The organism is Emticicia agri (genome assembly GCF_004168285.1).
Classification (GTDB): Bacteria; Bacteroidota; Bacteroidia; order Cytophagales; family Spirosomataceae; genus Emticicia; species Emticicia agri.
Genome location: NZ_SEWF01000072.1, coordinates 1 through 20,908, shown reverse-complemented (window position 1 = coordinate 20,908; position 20,908 = coordinate 1). Strand labels below are relative to the sequence as shown.

Below are 20,908 nucleotides of genomic sequence, written 5' to 3'. Positions count from 1 at the left end.
AGATGCTACTTTAGCTGTATAAGGGTGTTTGGAAAGCATGATAGGCAATGAATCCACCAAAGATACATTATCATAGCAATCATTAAAATTCATTTGATTCATCAAATGGGAAATAATTACCTCAAAATGCCAGTATATTGCATTAATTCGTGCATTATAAGCTTGATATGACGGCAATTTTGGAAACCATGATGACCAATGATTGACCATATAATTATAAGTTGAGCGATGGCTATAATGGCCTTCGAAAATACCACATAGGTAAATCGTTATTGCCTCTTGGTCTGTAAATTCAGGACAATTATTATTGCTCTGTCTTTGGAAATGTAAACTCATGTGCGTATCATAGCACTCACAAACAAGGCTGTAAGTTTGTATTAATTGTAAAGGTCGCATTTTGCAATTTAACAAAATACTCCTTGTTTGTTTCTGATAATTTCAACCCTTGATTCACATTTTAAAGAAAACAAAGATTATAATGGCGATAAGCAGGAAGGCGTAGGCTTGTTGCAGTTTACGATTAAAGATGCCCGACGCCATAGTGCAGCTACCGCTTTTCTGAAGCCAGCCATGAGTCGCCCGAATCTGACGATATATACCCATACCATAGTCAGGCAGGTATTAATTGAAAATGACAAGGCAGTAGGAGTGGAGGTTATCAGGGGTAAAAATACTACCGAAAAAATTCTGGCTACCAAAGAAGTCATTCTGTCGGCAGGGTCGTTCAACTCACCGCAAATCTTAATGCTTTCTGGTGTAGGCGACAAAGACGAGCTTAAAAAAGCAGGAATTACCTGCAAGAAAGAACTGCCCGGTGTAGGTAAAAACCTGCAAGACCATCTGTTTATGGGTGTTACGGCATTATCCCGTCAGCAATTCGGACAAAATCATTATCTGTCTAAATGGAATCAGGCCAAAGCACTAATGCAATACCTTTTTACAAAGAAGGGTATCCTGACTATAGGCCCGTTAGAAGCCATAGCCTTTGGCATGACCGACGATAGCCCCGATAGAGTAGATTACCAATTTCATTATGCTTCGTTGCAGATTGGCGATGATTATACAGTAGATATGTATGACATTAATACCTTTCCGCAAAATGATGGATTTACAATTTTACCTACACTACTCCGCCCCAAAAGCAGAGGTTATGTGGGATTAAGAAGCAATAACCCATTAGATGCACCCATTATTCAGCCTAATTTCCTTTCGGAAGAACAGGATAGAATTACGCTTATTAAAGCCACCAAAAAAGCCGTTGACGTCATCAATTCAAAAGCATTCGAGCCTTACAGAGACCGATTGATTACGCCACCAGATTGTGGTTCAGATGAGGCTATCCTGCTCCATATCAAAAAACAGTTAGAAACCGTATATCATCCGGTGGGAACCTGCAAAATGGGGAATGATGAAATGGCGGTGGTTGATAATGAACTTCGGGTAAAAGGTATTGAAGGCTTAAGGGTAATTGATGCCAGCATCATGCCAACCATTGTATCAGGCAATACCAATGCTCCGGTATATATGATAGCCGAGAAAGGGGCAGATTTGGTGTTGAAGTGATAATTCTTGTTAAAACTTTAAACCACGGAGCGACCTACTCCCGGTTTCACAGAGTAAAATACACCGAGCTACACAGAGCGACTTATATATATTAACTATGAATCCTCAGTGCAACCGGGCGTCGGTCGCTCCGTGCGAAGTTCACTCCGTGAAACACCGTGGTTAATAATATTCGTTAATTTTGCACACTTGCTTATTCAGAACAAACATAATATTATTCCAATGACATTAGCTACTCTCAAAAAAAACATCCATTTTCTCGTCAATGCGAAAGGACAAAAAGTAGCAGTACAATTTGATTTAAGAAATAAACAAATACGAGAATTATTTGAAGACTTTTTTGATACATTAGCCGTATTAGAAAGACAAAATGAGCCAACAAAGAATTTTGATGATATAAAAGAAGAAATTTTAGCCAATCGTAAGAGTTTATCAGTAAAGAAATAACAATGAACAAAGACCTGAAATCCCACTGGGAAGCAATATATCAAAATAAAAGTTTTGAAGAAGTAGGCTGGTATCAGGCTGTGCCTGAGACTTCTATACAGTTTTTTGAAAAGTTGAACCTGCCTAAAACAGCCGCTATCATGGATATGGGGGCAGGCGAAAGTCGATTTGTAGATTACCTGCTTGAAAAAGGTTATACGAATATTACTTTAGTTGACATTTCGGCAGAGGCACTTAAAAAAACACAGGCCAGATTAGGAGAAAAGGGTAAATCGGTAAAATACATCGAAGCAGATGCAGGAACATTCAAGGCCACCGAAAGATATGATTTCTGGCACGATAGAGCTACTTTTCACTTCCTGACCGAAATTACAGCAATTGAACATTATACACAAAATAGCTGTCGCTCCCTTAAGCCTAAGGCACATTTTCTGATTGGTACTTTTGCCGAAGGAGGCCCTAAAATATGCAGTGAGTTGGAAGTATTCCAATACTCAGCAGATGATTTAAGTGAGGTATTCGCCCGTTGTTTAACGCAGGTAAAAGCTATAAAAACAGACCATGTAACCCCTTCCGGTGCTAAACTGAAATTTGTTTTTTGTCTTTTTAAGTATGATGGGTGAAAAAATGTTTTGCTTTAGATTAGATGCTTACATGAGAAAAGTAATGATATGAAAGTAGAAACAACGCACTGTGTTGTCTTTTTTCGTTTATAAAAACAGAAAATCGTCTGAATCGTTGAATTTTAGAGGTATCTTGTATTTTATTACAGGCTCATAAAACAGGAGACAAGTCAATGACTTGTCTCTACCATATATCTTCTTACACTACCTCATCATCACCAGAATAACCCCCACAAGCATAATCCCAACCAGATGATAAGTTCCGCTGATGATACTATATAATATAGGGCGGGGAATGTTGGGGTTAATGGCAATATTGGTAGTATTGGCAACCAGAAAACCTGTGCCAATGAGTAACGAAAGCCCTATAGCATCGCCCAACGACCGGATATTGAGGGCATACAATAAAATGGCAAAGGTAAGGGTAACTACAAAAGTACAAATGGCAGGGCCAGCAATAAAGATAGGATTGTTGGGCAAAGTTTCATTTTCTTTCCCTAAAGCCATTTTATAAGGCTTACTGAAAAATAAGGTAAACCATAATGCGCCTATCACATTATACACCACAAAGGCAATGATAACACTTATCCAATTCAGGTTTGCTAATTGATTAATCATAAAATTTTGTTTTTAAGTTTATGATACAAACTTAGCATTGCCTTGCGACAGCCTTATGTCAAAGGTATATTAGACACTAATAATTTTTGATAAAAATATACCCATTTACACTAACTGATAAATAAGAGACGTATAACAAAAAAAGCCGTAGAATATCATTATATGACTTTCTATTTCACAACTTTTGCTAATCAATCTACATGCCATAGATTGAAAGTATAAATTTAACTGTTATTACATGAATTTTGTTCAACTTTTAGGTATTTTTAATGTCAAAAAGTTAAACAATATGATTAAAATCCTATATATACATAATACGCACACCTATCTATAACATTTTTTCTATCATTCAAAATTCTGAGTATATGTAAAATTTGTTTTTCTGGCCGTAGCGGCAGCTACAGGAAAGCACAGATATTTGGGTAGACAAGAGGAAGTCGCACGGGGGCATTTTACACATGTAGCTACTGAATCACCAAAGCGGCAGCTACACGGTTGTCGTGTGGGGTGAGGGAAGCCTGTGATAGATAATATTGCTACGACGCACCGTTTGGTACGCTTTGACCCTAATAATTTTTATCAAAAAATTCCTGCAATGTCATTTTGTGAGGAGCGAATTTTTCAGGCAGTACCTCTAATTGTTTAATTCTGTCAAGTCTGAAATACCTGAAATCTTTGCGTAACCTGCACCAGGCTATCAATAACCAGTTTACTTGTGTGCTTACCAGGGCAAAAGGTTCTATCAGGCGTGTGGTGATTTCTTCGTCTTTATTGCTGTAAGCAATGCGGGTCAGATTAAAATTGGTAAGTGCCGCTTGCAGGTCAGATAAAAGATTACTGTTTCTTTCTCTATGCAGAATCAAGTCGAATCTCGTTCTTTCGGCCAGCAAATTAACTTTGTCTTTTACACTATGTTTCAGTACTGATTTAATTTTGTCGATAGCCTCCATATAATCTTTGATAAAAGCAGCATCAGAGTTTTTCAGTACCAATTGTTCGGCCAATATCAGGGCGTTTGCCTGATTTTCGGTAAACATGATAGGAGGTATCCGATAATCATCCATCAGCGAATACCCTTTGCCATCTTCTGTTACAATCGGTACACCTGCCTGTTCCAGCGCTTTCATATCCCGATAAACGGTTCGGGTACTTACCGAAAACCTGTTGGCCAGTTCAGCCGCAGTCAACAATCTTTTTGTCTGCAATTGCGTCAGTGTAGCAGTTAATCGTGAAAGTCGTTTAATGTCGTGGCGGCTCATAGATGATTGAAGATTGATTGATGAAACTACCCCTTCAGATATCGCTTCCGCAACAGGTCTTTCATATATACATTAATACCCCATTGGTCGGCCAGAGGTTGTTGGGTGTAGGGGAGCGTAGGCAGGTAGTTGGGCGGGCCAAACTCTGTCAGAATAGTGAGCGTTTCGCCTGATTTTACTTTGTATTCAACCACTTTATCCCACCAGGCCAAGTGTGCTTTTACTACACTTTCCCATTCAGGGGCTCGTGGGTCGTTTACCTGCGGGCCCTCCTGATGCCCGATTCTTGAATGAATATGGTCAACCTTTGCCAGTGCGGCCTGTACAGCTTCGGTCTGGTCTTCTAATAAAGACTCATGCACATTGCACCAGTGAGATATATCTAATGTGAGGCGCAAGGCAGGATTCTTCTCTATAAAATTATGCGCAATATGTGCGGCAAACAGCATCCGTCCCCGGTGGGTTTCATGCAGAATCCTGATGCCGCTTTTCTGACTCGCTTCGGTGGTATGGTCTATAAACAGTTTGTTCTGTTCGTAATTAAAATAATCACGTCCGCTATGGCAGTTAATATACAAAGGTTTCTTAGCCGATTGCGTAGCGGCATTGATGGCCTTCCTGAAAGTCTCTAAATGTTCCTTGGCATCTTTCTGATACCCACCACACAGAAAACCTACTTCTAACTCGTGTTTGTCTAAGGCCGCAAACAATTCCTGCTGGTCTTTTTTTTCGGTAGGCCACCATACTTCTATGCCGTCATAGTTTTCTTTTCTGGCTGCGGCACAAAAGGCATCAGTATTTCCGGGGAAACCCCAGTTGGTAGCCAGTACTTTTAATTTCAAATCGGCGCCTGGTGCAGGTTGGTATGGGGTTTGTCCGGCCACTGCCTGAATCGAATGGAGCATCAATCCGCCTCCGGTACTTGTGCCTAAAAAATCTCTGCGGTTCATTGGGTAAAAGGTTCTGTGATAACGGGTTTGAAGTTAGTAAAAACCTGTGTAAAGCAAAATGGTAAGCCGCTTATTTTAAAGCTGACTTTCAGACTCAGAAAGGAACAGTTTTGGTTTGACGAAGGTAACATTAAGGACAAAAGCAAAAACCATAATCTCAATTTTTCTGCCAATATCTCAATTTTTGCTGCCACTTATCGATACAAACTACCAGTTGTCGAAAATAAACCGCCATTTACCGTAATTTCTTGCCAAATAACCGCCATTTTCTGCCATTCACCGAATGTTACCGCCATTTTTCCGTCAATTTCTACCACTTGTCGATACAAACTGCCAGTTATCCCCTTTATGGTGTCATTCGTCGCCGTTTAATACCAATTATCTTGCAATTGTTTCCAAAAATACTTTAAATTTGTCATTTCATCGAAAAGAGTCCCAATTCGCTCATAGAATGATGTAATTTTGAATCATCAAACCAAGAGGGAAAAAATAACCCGATAACTATTGAGAAACATGAAAAAGATTTTGACAATTGCTATTGTAACAATTTTAACTTCAAGTGCTGCTTTTGCTAACGATGACACTAACAAATCGACCACTAAAGATTCTACTCAGGAAACTTCTAAAGTGGTAATTACCAAAGAAACAATGAAGTTAATCAAGAAAGAAAGAAAAAAAACGAGTAAAGTTTTCAGAGAAAAAAATCTTGTTTGTTAATTTCTAAAAGTAGAAAGCGGACGCTGCGCGGGAACAAGGTTAACGGAAAACGGAATCAAAACAACAAACGCTGAGAGTAAAAGAAGAAAAAGTTAAGGGTGAACAGCAGAGGAGTTGAAAGGGAAAAGTACAAAATAAAAAACCTAAAAGGGTTGGGTAGGGGAGAAAATGGAAAAATAAGAAATCTGGAACTGAAAAATGTTATAAAATATAAATTAAGAAAAGTAAAAATACACTAAGGAATTTACAAGCAATAAAGAGTTAATTTCTCACTCATTCGCTAATTCACCATTCACTAATTCACTATTAAAAAAGCGAAGCACCCAAATAGATACCTCGCTGTTCTTCAAAAACCTAAAACTCAATTTAATCAGTTACACTGGAAATCACACCTTTTGACAATTGATTATCAGGAAAGACTTCACGTCCACTTTTATTAATGAAACCACTTTTGCCGAAAAGACTGATTCTTGCCAATCCCTCAGAGAAATTATAAGCGTCGTCATAAATCAACGGAATAACTTCTTGTCCGGTTTTGTCAATATATCCGTATTTTCCATTATTAATAGCTCTTGCATATCCATCTGAATAGCCCCAAAGATTATCATACTTTAAAGGCACAATTTCTTTTCCGGTTTTGTCAATTACACCAAATTTTTTGTTGGCATATACAATAATCATTCCCTCAGAAACACCCTGAATAAAATCATAAGTGCTTGCTACCAAATCACTACCGGTTTTGTCAATTACTTTCCATTTGTCTCTGTTTCGTACAACCGCCAATCCTTCGGCAAAATTATCAACTTCATCGTAGGTTTGTGCTACTACCATATTGTTGTTGGCATCAATAAAGCCCCATTTTTTAGCGTCGTTTTTCACAGCGGCTCTGCCACCCATAAAACTCTTGGCACCTTTGTGTACCATCGGAATCACCTGGTTGCCTTTGGCATCTATAAAACCGTATTTTCCGGCCACAGCTACCATTGCTAAACCTTCCGAGAAACTCTCTACTTTATCAAACTGTGGTTTTACTACAAAATGATTTTTAGTATCTATCACACCCCATTTGCCTTCCTGTTTTACAAAGGCAAGGTTTTCTTTGAAACTCAATACTTTGTCATAATCAAAAGCAACTTTTACTTTGCCTTTTTTATCAATAAATCCCCACTTGTCGCCCAACTTAACTGCGGCCAGCGATTGCGAGAAATTCTGTACTTCTTCGTATTCAAATGGGATTACTTCCTTACCTGTTTTGTTCATAAAGCCCCACTTGCCATCTTTACGAATGGCCGCCATATCTTCGGTCATGTCGTAGGCACTTTCATACTTGATGTCTGCTACAGCTTTGCCTTGTTTATCAAGAAAGCCTACTTTATCGTTTTTCTCGATACGTACTACACCAGATTGGAAGTCGGTAAAATTTACACCCGAAGGTAGTTGAGGTTTTTCGGTTGTTTGTGCAAGAGCAGTTTGTGCGGCTGATAAGACTAATGCAAAGATTAGACTTTTGCCTTTTGTTATGTTCGTTCTCAAAGCCATGATTTTTTATAGAGTTAAAGCGCTTTATTCACTTAATATCTTGTTTTATACTAATGCCAAACGTATGCCAATAATTATAAACAGGGCTTATTCTTAGCAAGCGGATACATTTTTTTTATTTTTCTGACCAAACAACAGCAAAGAAGCCAGGAAATTTAAAGACACATCACACAACACGATTGCATACAAACGAAATGCCAAGATTTTAATCTTACGTATAATGTTATCAAGTGGATACAAAATAATTTTTTCAGGAGTTTGAGAGGAATGACATGGAGGGAGATTAACCTGAAAAAACAAGGAACAGGTATCTATAATATCTGAATTGACTATCTTAAAAAAACAATTGATGCTTATTACAGAAAAAGGGAGAATACACTGGGCTTTTTTAGGTGCTATACACTACTATATAAACCTAATTCCCTATCTTTGCGAAAATTTTTTGGCGGAATTAATCAGGTGAAATAAATAGAGACTTTAGCAATAGTATTTAATAAATAAATCACTCAATCACTAATTCTCCGCGCGGCGGCCGCTCAATCACTAAATAATTCCCCCATTTCACTACAATTATTGTTTGCATGAAAATTTCGTATAATTGGTTAAAGAGTCTGATAGAGATTAATGAATCACCGGAGGAAATCGGAAAGTTACTGACAGGTACAGGTCTGGAAGTAGAAGGGATTGAGGAAATAGAATCGGTAAAAGGAGGCTTAAAAGGCTTTGTGATAGGAGAGGTGCTTACCTGCGAACCCTTTATGGTAAAAGACAAGCAACTAAGCCTGACCACTGTTGATATTGGTGCAGAAACTCCTTCAACTATCGTGTGCGGAGCTTCCAACGTACGTGCAGCACAAAAAGTGGTGGTGGCTACCCTTGGTACAACTATTTATTTTGCCGATGGGAAATCGTTTACGATTGAAAAACGTAAGGTCTATGGACACCCATCAGAAGGAATGATTTGTGCCGAAGATGAAATCGGCATCGGTACTTCGCACGAGGGTATCTTAATTTTAGATACAGATTTGCCGAATGGAACACCTGCGGCTAAATATTTTTCGTTAGAGCCTGACTTTCAGATAGAAATAGGTCTGACACCCAACCGTGCAGATGCGGCCTCTCACTATGGCGTAGCCCGTGATTTGAAAGCTGTGCTGAATCGTTCGGTTAAATTACCTTCAATTGAAAAATTTGCAACTTCCGGTCAGAAAACCGATTTTCAGGTAATTCTTGAAAATACAGAGGCTTGCCCTCGTTTCTGCGGACTGGAAATTCAGGGAGTTACCGTACAGGAATCACCTGATTGGTTGAAGAAATCTTTACAGGCTATCGGACTGAACCCTATCAATAATATCGTTGACATTACCAACTATATCTGCCACACGTTAGGGCAACCCATGCACGCCTTTGATGCCGACGAAGTAAAAGGTAAAAAGATTGTGGTACGTGTGCCTGAGAAAGGAACAAAATTCGTTACGCTTGATGGTACCGAAAGAACACTTTCGGGGCATGACCTGATGGTTTGCAATGCCGAAGAGCCAATGGCCATTGCAGGGGTATTTGGCGGACAGAAATCGGGTATTAAAACTACTACTGCTAATGTCTTTTTAGAAGTAGCCTATTTCAGTCCGGTGTGGGTGCGTCGCACGGCTACTTTTCATAGCCTGAAAACCGATGCCTCGTTCAGATACGAGCGTGGTACCGACCCTAATATGCCGCCGTTTGCCATCAGGCTGGCAGCCTTGTTGATACAGGAAGTGGCAGGAGGTACTATATTAGATGGGGTGATTGACAATTATCCAACCCCTATCGAAAACCTGACAATTACGGTTAAACATAAAAATATCAACCGGCTGATAGGTAAAAACCTGGAAGACGAACTGATTCATCAGATTCTTGAAAGCCTTGATATAAAAGTATTGAACGACGATGCTTACGAAATGACTGTGAGCGTGCCACCTTACCGGGTTGACGTAACGAGAGAAGCCGATGTAATTGAAGAAATATTGCGCATTTACGGTTTCGATAATATTGAACTGTCAGAAAATCTACAAGCTGATTTCCTATCGGGTTTCCCTGAGAAAGATGCTGATAAATTGCAGATGCGTATCATTGAGTTACTGGCCGCTAACGGCTTTAACGAGATTCAGACCTTATCTATTACCAAACCTGCTTATAACGAGGCAGTACAGAGCATTGCGAAAGGCGGACAGGTAACATTGCTGAACCCGTTAAGCGAAGAGTTGTCGGTGATGCGCCAGAGTTTGTTATTGACAGGTATGGAGTCGGTAGCATACAATATCAACCGTCGCCAGAAAGACCTGAAATTGTTTGAATTTGGTCGTGCCTACTTTACAAAACAGGAAGAAGGACAAGATAAAAAATACAAAGAGAGCAAACACCTGGGCTTGTGGCTGACAGGTAATCAACAGCATGAAACCTGGTTGACAGCCAATACTCCTGTAACTTTCCACGATTTGGCTCTGGCAGTACAAAAAGTACTGAAAGCCATGAAAGTAACAAAGTTTGATACGCAGGAATTGAGTTCAGCCATTTATCAGTATGGACTTACTTACCTGATTAACAAAAAGCCTGTGGTAAGTTTAGGTCTGGTAAAAGCGTCGGTAGCGAAATTAGCTGAGGTAAAACAAGCCGTTTTCTACGCCGATTTCGACTGGGATTTCTTACTGAAACAATATACTGACAAAGTGGAATATGTAGAGATACCGAAATTCCCTGAAGTACGCCGTGATTTATCGCTGGTAATTGATACTACCACTACTTTTGAAAAGGTATCAGCGATTGCCTACAAAGTAGAAAGAAACCTACTGAAAGCCGTGAATGTGTTTGATATTTATGAGGGAGAGAAATTAGGCGAAGGCAAAAAATCCTATTCAGTAAGTTTTACGCTTTTAGACAAAGAAAAAACACTGACTGACGAAAGCATTGATAAAACCATGCAACGCCTGATAGCTGCCTATGAAAAGGAGCTCGGGGCGATTATCAGGAAGTAATTTTATCTTTGATATTTCATTTAGGAGGGCTAAAAATAACTTAGATGACAAAAATAATAACCGAGAAAGCAATAGAAAGACGTAATTTTTGGATTGAAGAAATCCGGAAAATTAGTGGAAATTTTGGAGATGATTTTGAAAAATTGAAAATAGAGTTAGAAAAAGAAATAAATGATGAAGGAATACTTGTGTTAATTGACCATTTACGGCTTTGCGGAAGCATACCCGAATCTTATAGCCATGATTCAAGTGAAGAAAAACTTTATTCAAAATATACAGATTGCCTGCTTGCATTAACTTTTAATGCTTTAGGATTAAAAAGCTTAGTTTTGACAGAAAGATCTGATGCGGCTGATGTTGAAGTAGTTGGCAATGATTTCAGTTTTGTTGCAGATGCAAAAGCTTTTCGTTTAAGTAGGACAGCTAAAAATCAAAAAGATTTTAAAGTAGATGCCATGCATGGGTGGAAGAGAGGTAAAACTAATGCGATGGTTGTGGCTCCTATTTATCAATTGCCAAGAGCATCAAGCCAAATATACCAAAGTGCTTTAATTCGTGATGTATGTATTTTCACTTATTCTCATCTATCATTGTTACTTAATTTTTTGTCTATTGAAGGAGAAGCAAAAACTCAAGCACTTCTACATAAAGTTTTCAAGGCAGTTCCTTTAATTCCTCCTTCTAAAAATTCGACTGACTACTGGATGGGAATTAATAAAACATTATTTGAGTTTTCTGAAAGTATAGAGAAACTATGGTTAGAAGAAAAGCAAGCATCAATTGAGTCAATCAGGATTGCTAAAGAAGTAGATTTAACTTTTTTAGCTCGACAAAGAGAGCAAATAATGAAAATGAGTCATAAAGAAGCATTAGAAGAGTTGATAAGAGTTAAAAAAATTGATAGCAAAATTATAACTATCAATGAAGTTGATGATAATGGCTTATTTGAAATAAAATAAATTAATAGATGAAAAAGTATTTAAATTCAATTATAGAGGGGAATTGTGTTGAAGTAATGAAAAACTTTGACAGTGAAGTTATAGATTTGACCGTTACATCGCCTCCTTATGATGATTTAAGAAATTATAAGGGGTTTGTTTTCCCATTTGAAGATATAGCAAAAGAGTTGTATCGAATTACCAAACAAGGTGGGGTAGTAGTTTGGATTGTTGCTGATGCAACTATTGATGCAAGCGAGACTGGAACGAGCTTTAAACAAGCACTTTATTTTAAAGAAATAGGGTTTAATTTGCATGATACCATGATTTTCCGTAAGAAAAATCCTATCCCTCAGATTTACCGTAAAAGATATAATAATGAGTTTGAATATATGTTTGTATTTAGTAAAGGAGTAGTAAAAACTCATAACCCAATTATGGTAGACTGTATGCATGCAGGATTAGAGTTAAATGGGACAACTTATAAAAATTACTCAAAAAACGAACAAACAAGAGAAAAATTAGCAAAACCTGTAAAAGACAAAAAGATTAAAGGTAATATATGGGAATATGTTGTAGGCAAGAGGCAAGAAGATCAGGAAGCAAAAGGACACCCAGCACCATTCCCTTGCGAGTTAGTGAGAGATCATATAAAATCATGGACAAATCCGGGGGATATTGTTCTTGATCCCATGAGTGGAAGTGGAACAACTGCTCGTGTTGCAGTTGAATCAGGTAGGCAATATGTTGGGATTGATATAAGCCATGAATATTGTGAACTTGCACGGGAGAGGGTAAAACTTGTTGAATCTAGGCCCGAATTATTTTTGGTTGGTGAAGTACCAATTGAACAGGTATAACTATTTTGGTACAGGAATATTTAAAAGAACTCTTACAAGATTAAATCATTTCAGAAATAGCAATATACTATAATCCGTAATTTAGTGCGACGTTCTTTTGCTAAACCACTCAAATACACTCGGAGCACCCATAAACAGCCATAAAGCCAAAATAGGGTCGCAAATGGCACATCCGGCAGACGAGGAGGGCGACATTGGCACAATTGGATTGCCATAAAGATGATGCAGTATATCATAAACCGTATGCACCAACCAGCCAATGGCCAAAAACCTGTAATCTTTCAATCCTTTAAAGGCCAGATAAATCATGATAATCCCTAAAGGAAATTCATAATAGCCAAGTACACCACTCCAATAGGTAGCTCCTGCTCCGGCAATAATAAGGGCGTTAATGATTTGCCTGTTTGGCTCTTTTACCAACGAAAAAATTACCATATACAGCCCTGCAATAACTACTGCTCCGATAGCGGTCATTAAAGTAAATTCTTTTACCATGTGTTTCAGTTTTAATACACAGGCAAAGGTTTAAATTTATCAGCCATTATGTTAGGACTGTTGAGGCAATCTTTAGGATTTCTCAATCATTTGATGGTGGTTATTTTAAGTCAATCCTACCACACCTCCGGATACGGATGAAAAATCTTATATATCCGCCATAGAATAGCCAGAATCCCAAAACAAAACAGCGCAGTTGTTTGCCATTTGAAGAAACTACGGGCATCAAGTTTCTCTATAATCGTTTCGGGTAACATATAAAACTTTCGGATAAGCCAGTAGAGAAAAGTAAGGAATAGCCCGAAGGCTAAACTAAGAGCAAAGTTGATGCTGATTCTGCTCAGGATATAGTTTTCAGGCGCACCTGTGTATAACTCAAACATGGCATCAGGAGAGATGAGTACTTCGGCTGATATAAAGGCAGTATTGAGTAATACAACCACGAACCCCCAGACTGAAATCTGGCAATAACCAAAAAATGTGTATAAAATAATTCCTAAAACGGGTTTCATGGGTTTGCACGTAATATAAGTATAGTTTACCTAATTGGCTTTTTTATTCAGTTTCTGTTGTGCCTCTTTTAGCCCGCTTTTGGCTGCATCTAAATTCGGGTCAATGGCAAGTGCAGTTTTATAATCATCAATGGCTGCTTTGTATTGTCTTAAATGATTCAGCGTATTGCCCCGGTTATAATAATAGCTGGCCTTTTTAGGACTCATCTCAATGGCCTTATTGAAATCCTGCAATGCTTCATCATACCTACCAATATTATCCAGACAAATACCCCGATAATTATAGGTGAGAGGATAGTTAAAATTGAGCGCAATGGCTTTATCGAAATCTTGGATAGCCTCGGTATATTTAGTGAAATTTTTATAGGCCATCCCTCTGTTGTGGTAGGCATCAGGAACACTATCTTTTTTAAGTTCGATAACTATATTGAAATCCTGAATAGCAGACTGGTAATAACTCAAAGCATCTAAACTAAGGCCTCTGTCCATATAGGCATTGGCATACTGCGGATTAATCTGAATGGCTTTAGTAAAATACAGAATAGCTTCTTCATACGCCCCATCAGCATATTTCTGCTTTCCGGTTTTATAGTAATCTTCAGCTTTTTGGGCGTGAAGGCAGGTGGCAATAAATAAAAAAAAGACAAGAGAAAATGTACAGAGCTTCATTTAGTCAGAACAATTTTTAGGATTAAATATTCAGGTAAAATTAATTTTTTTTTAATCTGTCACAATTTGGAAATTCATCGGGGCAAACCGGGTAATTATACCTATAGGGCTCAGAGGAAAATACCTGCATGAAAATGACTTGATAAGCACCATCCATAGAAAATTGTACTAAAGAAAAATTTTCCACCGTTTAATCATCAAAAGCGGTATAGTATTTGTCTTATTAATAGCATACAAGTACGAAGAAATACAGAAAAGAATAGCTTTTCAGGTATTTGTTAGGAAAGTAGAATTAATACACGATGAATTTACCCGGTTGACATTCAGGTACTAAGTCAGAAATATTACTGACAAATACCATGCCAATCACAAAAGCACCCACAACTATTCAGAAAGAGTGATTATCTATAAGAAGTTATTGTACCTTTTTATTTTTTAAAACTAATATCTTGTGTTTAAGAACGCTTAGACACCTGTTTGCTTTTATTGATAGCTTAGGTATTGCGCGCCGTAATCTGCTTATTGTCTTCATCTCTTCCTGATTTATTTTATACATACGGCCATCCAATTTAATTTGAACTAAAAAACACCTACCCATTTTTAAAAGTGCTTTCATTTTACAAGGAACAATAGCTTATGCTACTGTTTTGGTTTGATCATAATCAAAATCTTTATTACTAAAGAGTATGAAAAATGTTATGGATGCCGATAATTATCATCTGTTGTTAGCTGAATTGATCAATGAACATTTACCCAAAAACCATTCAAGGTATAAATTCATGGACGGTTTTTTAAAGTCGGTAAACGACCTGTGTTTCAGGTTCGAACATGAAAAAGAGCAGCTAAAAGCGTTGGTTCGCCCCAGCGAAAGAAAGTATGCGGAAATCAACCGTAAATTGCAGGAAGAAATTGAACAACGACGTGAGTCGGTTCAGAAACTTTCTGAAGGTATCAGTAAACTTGATTTACCCAAGCATTACAAACTGCCCGATTTTGCGGGCGACAACCTGTTCGAACTGGCAGTATTCATCAAAAAACTGTTGATTTATCAGCAAGGTATGGAAATTCAGTTAAGAAAAGCTAAAGAAGACGCCGATAAGGCCTCTGAGGCTAAAACTGAGTTTTTATCAATGATGAGCCACGAACTCAGAACCCCGCTCAATGGCATTGTGGCTATGACCTACCTGATGCAACAGGAAAATCTTAGTGTAGAAATGCTTGAGAACCTTAAAATTTTGCAGTTTTCTACCGAAAACCTCAATGTGCTTATCAACGATATTCTTGATTTCAGCAAGATTGAAGCCGGTAAAGTTGAACTCGAAAGCATCGATTTCAACATCAAAGACCTGATTACCAACATCAAGAAGTCGATTGAAGTACATGCGGCTTCTAAAGAAGTAGAAATTCATTTAGCGTTTGACGAACGTATTCCGGTACAATTAATCGGAGACCCATTACGCCTGAGCCAGATCATGAATAACCTCGTGAACAACGCAGTGAAATTTACTGACCACGGACGTATTGACATACGGTTAGCGTTAAGCCATTTTACCAACGACTCAGTGGCTATTGATGTATCGGTAAAAGATACCGGTATAGGCATAGCTAAAGAAAACCTGTCGAAAATTTTTGAAAAATTTGCACAAGCTGACAAACAGATTACCCGCCGTTTTGGTGGTACGGGTTTAGGCTTGGGTATAACCAAAAAACTGTTAGAACTGCACGGGAGTAAAATAGGTGTAGAAAGTGAAGTAGGGGCGGGCTCAAATTTCTATTTTACCCTCAATCTTAAAACGGCTGTTCAGCCTGATATGATTGTGAGAAAAGAAGAAGTATTTGACCAGCAGACCCTGAAAGGCACCAAAGTACTACTGGTAGAAGATTATCCGATTAATGTAAAAATCGCCACCAGATTTTTAGAGAAATGGGGTATGAACTACGATACAGCTGCCAACGGCCGCATTGCCGTAGAGAAACTGGCTAAAAATGATTACCAGATTGTTTTAATGGACCTTTTAATGCCCGAAATGGATGGTTATACCGCTACAGAAAATATAAGAAAATTCGACAAAACAACCCCGATTATCGCCCTTACTGCCTCGGTATTGAACACGCAGGACAGGGTTTATGAAGTAGGTATGAACGGCTTTGTTACCAAACCTTTCAACCCCAAAGAATTGTTTCAGAAGATAAATAAATATGCTCTGAGAGCCTGACAACAATTCTGTTTTAAAGTTTAACCCCCTTAGTAGTAAAAAGACTTTAAGCCTCATTCTCTTGCAGAACTGAGGCTTTATTTTTTCCCCGTGCCACGGTTATACTCGTCCAAAAGCGACCGTGGCACGGATAAGTTGGATTAAAACGAATATTCAAGCAACAACTATAAAATTCTTCCGAATTTTGACGATTTAAAAAATCGTCATACATGAATTTAACCTATGTTCGGCTGAATTTTAATTCAGTCGGAGTGTCAGCCGTTTTTAAAACGGCAAAACTGAAGATTTACCAGATAAAATATTTTAACAAAGATCATAATTTTGATTAACTCATTATAATTGATCTGGTAATAATTTAGTTTAAAAATCATTAAATATTTGTTCTGTTGTAATAATTCTTGTCATTAACCGATTAACATCATCATAATTATATTTTCTTTTAACTTTACTTAACAAGTCAACAAAATCTGTAATTTCACTATCGTTTTTAATAAATATATAGCTAATATCATTCGGTTCAAATTCAAGCCTTAAATCCTTTAGTTTAGCATTTTCAGCATTTTTTTGTTCCTCAGTGTTATAGTATTTGAAACCTAGCATTGGATCAAATTCGTGACTATGTTCTGGTACATATCTCCATTCTCTTTCGTCTGAAAATCTGTAATATTTTGTCACCCCTTTTCGTGTTAACATGCCATCATAATTTTTCATATATCTAATTATATCAAGGTAGAATCTATCATCCATAAGCATTACATCTACAAATTGAGGCTTACTTTCTATGTATTTTAGAAAGGTCTTATAAAATTCTTCACCAATAATCGAATTATCATCTATATACAAAATTGGATTAAGTCTTTTTCGTTTAGCCCATTCTTTGGTTAGGCCTATACCATATTTCCCATACTTTTCAATGTGATCTTTTATCTGCGATAATGGTATATCACAAAAACTTACCATAGGTACTGCTGCCTTTATTGAGCCAATTGGAGATTTGATTTGTTCCTTACAATACTTGATTCTGAAGTTGTCGCTTAAAATTCCTATAAGTGATTCTTTTTCTTCAGTCAAATGTATAATGGAGTTGGAGCTTAGCGCCATAGCAATTATTAGGTTAAATTGTTAGGTAAATATAATTATTTATTCTCCCATTCGGCTGAATTTTAATCCTTAGTGGAACTATTAGTTGGAGCGCCAACCGCTCTAAAAATAACAAAAGCAAAGGCACCATTTTCCTGCTAACCGATATTAGCTTCCCTCATCAAAAATGCGTAAATTTGTCGTTTAAGGAAACAAAATCAGCAGCAAGTGGCACGTCCGTCTAAAGAAGAGTTAATCAAGCAAGCAAAAGAGACCCCTCTCAACCGACAATACAACCAAATCAAATCAAAGTATCCCGGAGCAATGCTGTTGTTCCGTGTAGGAGATTTTTATGAAACATTCGGCGAAGATGCCATCAAGGCTTCCAAAATATTAGGGATTGTACTCACACGTCGCAATAACGGAGGCGCACAGGAAGAACTGGCCGGATTTCCGCACCATTCTTTAGATTCTTATCTGCCTAAACTGGTAAGGGCAGGGCAGCGTGTAGCCATCTGCGACCAGCTCGAAGACCCAAGCACCGCCAAAGGCATTGTGCGCAGAGGCGTTACCGAATTGGTAACACCCGGTGTGTCTTTCAACGATAACGTACTCAATACCCGTCAGAATAATTACCTCGCTTCTATTCATTTTGCCAGACCCGATTACTTCGGGGTGGCATTTTTAGATGTATCTACCGGAGAGTTTCTGACTACCGAAGGCAACACAGCTTATATCGATAAATTGTTGCAAAGTTTTGCCCCGTCAGAGGTATTGTACTGCAAAAAGCATCGTCAGGAATTTCAGGGCATTTTCGGCGATAAATTCAATGAATTTTGTTTTGAAGACTGGGCTTATAAATATGATTTTACCTATAATCTACTCATTAATCATTTTCGTACCACAACCTTGAAAGGTTTTGGGGTAGAGAGTCTTACCGAAGGTATCATTGCCGCAGGTGTCATTCTGCGTTATCTTTCTGATACCGAGCATAAAGAGGTAGGGCATATTTCAAGATTAACACGGCTCGACGAAGATAAATATGTATGGCTTGATAGGTTTACCATCCGTAACCTCGAACTGGTGTTTGCCCAGCACGAGGGAGGCGTGCCTTTAATTCAGGTATTAGACCAGACCATCACGCCTATGGGTGCCCGGTTATTGCGCAAATGGCTGGTATTACCACTGAAAGAAAAAAGCCTGATACAGGAGCGCTTAGATACGGTTGAGTTTTTTGTGAAAAACCACGAAATAGCCGAACAACTGGCCTTGTTGCTGAAACCCATTGGCGATTTGGAGCGACTGATTTCTAAAGTGGCGGTGCGGCGTATCAATCCACGTGAGATGGTACAACTGAAACGGGCTTTATCGCAGATATTGCCTATCAGAAAACTGGTAGAGGCAGGCAGTAAAGAGTTTACTATTTTACAGAAATACTTTACGCAACTGACAGACTGCCAGTATCTGGTCGATAAAATTGAGCGAGAACTACGTGACGAACCTCCGGTAGTTATCAATCAGGGTAACATGATTAAGTCGGGCATAGAGGCTGAGTTAGACGACCTGCATAAAATTGCCTTTTCGGGTAAAGACTTCCTGATTGAAATACAGAACCGTGAAGCCCAGCGCACGGGTATTCCTTCGCTGAAAATTTCGTACAACAAAGTTTTCGGTTACTACCTTGAGGTATCTAATGCCCACAAAAGCAAAGTGCCTGCCGAATGGATACGCAAACAGACACTTGTGAATGCCGAGCGGTATATTACCGAAGAACTGAAAGTATATGAAGATAAAATTCTGACTGCTGAAACCCGTATTTTTGAAATAGAGCAAAGGTTATTCAATGATTTGGTAGCCACTGCAGGCGAATTTGTGCCACAGATACAACAGAATGCCCGGATTATTTCGGTGCTTGATGCCTTGGCTTCGTTTGCCAGCGTAGCCCTCAAAAACAAGTACTGTAAACCCCTGATTACTGAAAATAAAGTCATCAATATTAAAGAGGGTCGGCACGCCGTAATTGAACAGCAATTGCCATTAGGTGAGAGCTATGTGCCGAATGATTTGTTTTTAGACGATGAAACCCAGCAGATTATCATCATCACAGGCCCTAATATGGCCGGAAAATCGGCTCTCTTGCGCCAGACCGCCCTGATGGTACTGATGGCACAAGTAGGAAGTTTTGTGCCTGCCGAGAGTGCCGAATTAGGGTTGGTAGATAAGATATTTACCCGTGTAGGAGCAAGCGATAACCTGTCGAGAGGAGAGTCAACCTTTATGGTAGAAATGACCGAAACGGCCAGTATCCTGAATAACCTGAGCGACAGAAGCCTGATAATTATGGACGAAATCGGTAGGGGAACAAGTACCTACGATGGGGTAAGTATAGCCTGGAGTATTGCAGAATACCTGCACAATCACCCTAAAAATAAGCCCTGGACACTCTTTGCTACCCATTACCACGAGTTAAATCAGCTAACCGAAGATTTTGCCCGTATCAAAAACTTTAATGTGGCTGTGAAAGAAGTTGACAATAAAATGGTATTTCTGCGTAAACTGAAAGAGGGTGGGAGCGAACATAGTTTTGGTATCCACGTAGCACAAATGGCCGGAATGCCGCAATCGGTCGTGCTGAGAGCCAATGAGATACTGCACCATTTAGAGCAAGACCATATTAAGGAAGATACGAAAGAAAAACTGCAACAAGCCCCTAAAAACAATATTCAGCTTAGTTTCTTTGAGCCACAAGACCCCAAACTGGAAGAACTGAAAAACAAGCTGAAAGCCTTGGATGTAAATACCCTATCGCCCATTGAAGCCTTGCTGAAATTGAATGAATTGGTGAAACTGGTGTAATGTATCACGATTTTTTAAATCGTTTATCACATTACCTGAACAATTGTTTAGCATTGTATGCCATTGCACATTAAGAAAAAATTATAAAAACCTGAATGCGGAACAGAATGCCGCATTTTTAGGTTTTATATAAACAGTATCTCATTAATCCACAAAACTTTTTGTCAATCTGCAGTGGCGGATTATTTTCATTTTAAACGCTAACAACTATGGCATCATCATTTAATATTGACTTTCCAGGCACATCTAACCAATTTGTTGTAACAGCCAATAGTGCCATCACCGAAAAAGGCGGTGTTTTCAACGGTAATGATAGCAAAGGTACTTTCAGCCTTGATACGCCCATTGGCGATATTAAGGGTAGTTATCTAATACTTTCAGATACCAATAGCCCGCAAACACATATAGAGGTTACGATTACAGACAAGCCTTTTCTGGTGCCAATGAAGAAAATAGAAAGTACTATTGCAGGATTCCTGATGAAATAAACAGGGTAAACAAAATAGTACAGCAGAGTCGCTTATACGTCAGTAATGGCAAACATAAGCGACT

At 38.5% G+C, this 20,908-nt stretch carries 18 protein-coding genes and 1 pseudogene; 10 read left to right on the top strand and 9 right to left on the bottom strand.

The genetic code is table 11. The features are described from left to right. A pseudogene (locus EWM59_RS25480) lies at positions 1-336 on the bottom strand (hypothetical protein); the annotation flags it as partial. Positions 337-423: 87 nt separating this feature from the next. Here EWM59_RS25480 and EWM59_RS25475 point away from each other — a divergent pair. The 3 genes from EWM59_RS25475 to EWM59_RS25465 all read left to right on the top strand — a co-directional run bounded on the left by EWM59_RS25475 (position 424) and on the right by EWM59_RS25465 (position 2,633). Then, on the top strand, positions 424-1,563 hold the full coding sequence (locus EWM59_RS25475) for a GMC family oxidoreductase (protein ID WP_130024059.1): 1,140 nt from the start codon (positions 424-426) through the stop codon (positions 1,561-1,563). A 222-nt stretch (positions 1,564-1,785) separates the two neighbouring features. Continuing rightward, the gene (locus EWM59_RS25470) at positions 1,786-2,010 is read left to right on the top strand and encodes a hypothetical protein (protein WP_130024058.1); all 225 of its coding nucleotides are present in this window, start codon (positions 1,786-1,788) and stop codon (positions 2,008-2,010) included. A 2-nt stretch (positions 2,011-2,012) separates the two neighbouring features. Then, positions 2,013-2,633: a class I SAM-dependent methyltransferase gene (locus tag EWM59_RS25465; protein WP_130024057.1), complete on the top strand. Its 621-nt coding sequence runs from the start codon at positions 2,013-2,015 to the stop codon at positions 2,631-2,633. A 204-nt stretch (positions 2,634-2,837) separates the two neighbouring features. Here the strand turns inward: EWM59_RS25465 and EWM59_RS25460 are convergent, their stop codons facing one another. The 3 genes from EWM59_RS25460 to EWM59_RS25450 all read right to left on the bottom strand — a co-directional run bounded on the left by EWM59_RS25460 (position 2,838) and on the right by EWM59_RS25450 (position 5,460). Continuing rightward, positions 2,838-3,251 carry a DUF1761 domain-containing protein gene (locus EWM59_RS25460; protein WP_130024056.1) on the bottom strand — a complete coding sequence of 138 codons (414 nt, stop codon included), beginning with the start codon at positions 3,249-3,251 and terminating at the stop codon, positions 2,838-2,840. A gap of 566 nt (positions 3,252-3,817) precedes the next feature. Continuing rightward, positions 3,818-4,510, bottom strand: a complete 693-nt coding sequence (locus EWM59_RS25455) for a helix-turn-helix transcriptional regulator (RefSeq protein ID WP_130024055.1) — start codon at positions 4,508-4,510, stop codon at positions 3,818-3,820. 26 nt (positions 4,511-4,536) lie between these two features. Further along, positions 4,537-5,460 carry a sugar phosphate isomerase/epimerase family protein gene (locus EWM59_RS25450; protein ID WP_130024054.1) on the bottom strand — a complete coding sequence of 308 codons (924 nt, stop codon included), beginning with the start codon at positions 5,458-5,460 and terminating at the stop codon, positions 4,537-4,539. Positions 5,461-5,973: 513 nt separating this feature from the next. Here EWM59_RS25450 and EWM59_RS25445 point away from each other — a divergent pair. Further along, positions 5,974-6,177, top strand: a complete 204-nt coding sequence (locus EWM59_RS25445) for a hypothetical protein (protein ID WP_130024053.1) — start codon at positions 5,974-5,976, stop codon at positions 6,175-6,177. 366 nt (positions 6,178-6,543) lie between these two features. Here the strand turns inward: EWM59_RS25445 and EWM59_RS25440 are convergent, their stop codons facing one another. Further along, positions 6,544-7,716 carry a WG repeat-containing protein gene (locus tag EWM59_RS25440; RefSeq protein ID WP_130024052.1) on the bottom strand — a complete coding sequence of 391 codons (1,173 nt, stop codon included), beginning with the start codon at positions 7,714-7,716 and terminating at the stop codon, positions 6,544-6,546. A 581-nt stretch (positions 7,717-8,297) separates the two neighbouring features. Here EWM59_RS25440 and pheT point away from each other — a divergent pair. Genes pheT through EWM59_RS25425 form a run of 3 tightly spaced genes read left to right on the top strand, consistent with a single transcriptional unit; the run spans position 8,298 to position 12,528 of the window. Further along, a complete protein-coding gene (pheT, locus tag EWM59_RS25435; RefSeq protein ID WP_130024051.1) occupies positions 8,298-10,730 on the top strand; it encodes a phenylalanine--tRNA ligase subunit beta in 2,433 nt (810 codons plus the stop codon). Positions 10,731-10,774: 44 nt separating this feature from the next. After that, the gene (locus tag EWM59_RS25430) at positions 10,775-11,689 is read left to right on the top strand and encodes a HindIII family type II restriction endonuclease (protein ID WP_130024050.1); all 915 of its coding nucleotides are present in this window, start codon (positions 10,775-10,777) and stop codon (positions 11,687-11,689) included. A gap of 8 nt (positions 11,690-11,697) precedes the next feature. Beyond that, positions 11,698-12,528, top strand: a complete 831-nt coding sequence (locus EWM59_RS25425; RefSeq protein WP_130024049.1) for a DNA-methyltransferase — start codon at positions 11,698-11,700, stop codon at positions 12,526-12,528. 81 nt (positions 12,529-12,609) lie between these two features. On the opposite strand, the gene EWM59_RS25420 is transcribed toward EWM59_RS25425, so the two are convergent. The 3 genes from EWM59_RS25420 to EWM59_RS25410 form a co-directional block, all read right to left on the bottom strand. Next, positions 12,610-13,023, bottom strand: coding sequence for a DUF6010 family protein (locus EWM59_RS25420; protein ID WP_130024048.1), 414 nt, complete (start codon positions 13,021-13,023; stop codon positions 12,610-12,612). A gap of 116 nt (positions 13,024-13,139) precedes the next feature. Next, positions 13,140-13,535 carry a hypothetical protein gene (locus EWM59_RS25415; protein WP_130024047.1) on the bottom strand — a complete coding sequence of 132 codons (396 nt, stop codon included), beginning with the start codon at positions 13,533-13,535 and terminating at the stop codon, positions 13,140-13,142. A 30-nt stretch (positions 13,536-13,565) separates the two neighbouring features. Next, a complete protein-coding gene (locus EWM59_RS25410; RefSeq protein WP_130024046.1) occupies positions 13,566-14,204 on the bottom strand; it encodes a tetratricopeptide repeat protein in 639 nt (212 codons plus the stop codon). 686 nt (positions 14,205-14,890) lie between these two features. Here EWM59_RS25410 and EWM59_RS25405 point away from each other — a divergent pair. Next, entirely contained in the window at positions 14,891-16,420 is a 1,530-nt protein-coding gene (locus tag EWM59_RS25405) for a response regulator (protein ID WP_229239431.1), read from the top strand. Positions 16,421-16,780: 360 nt separating this feature from the next. Here EWM59_RS25405 and EWM59_RS25400 read toward each other — a convergent pair whose 3' ends face one another. Continuing rightward, a complete protein-coding gene (locus tag EWM59_RS25400) occupies positions 16,781-17,521 on the bottom strand; it encodes an abortive infection system antitoxin AbiGi family protein (protein WP_130024045.1) in 741 nt (246 codons plus the stop codon). 207 nt (positions 17,522-17,728) lie between these two features. On the opposite strand from EWM59_RS25400, the gene mutS reads away from it, so the two are divergent. Both mutS and EWM59_RS25390 read left to right on the top strand, forming a co-directional pair. Further along, positions 17,729-20,356 carry a DNA mismatch repair protein MutS gene (mutS, locus tag EWM59_RS25395; RefSeq protein WP_130024044.1) on the top strand — a complete coding sequence of 876 codons (2,628 nt, stop codon included), beginning with the start codon at positions 17,729-17,731 and terminating at the stop codon, positions 20,354-20,356. A 209-nt stretch (positions 20,357-20,565) separates the two neighbouring features. Beyond that, positions 20,566-20,844, top strand: a complete 279-nt coding sequence (locus tag EWM59_RS25390; RefSeq protein ID WP_130024043.1) for a hypothetical protein — start codon at positions 20,566-20,568, stop codon at positions 20,842-20,844. The last annotated feature ends 64 nt before the right edge of the window (positions 20,845-20,908 follow it).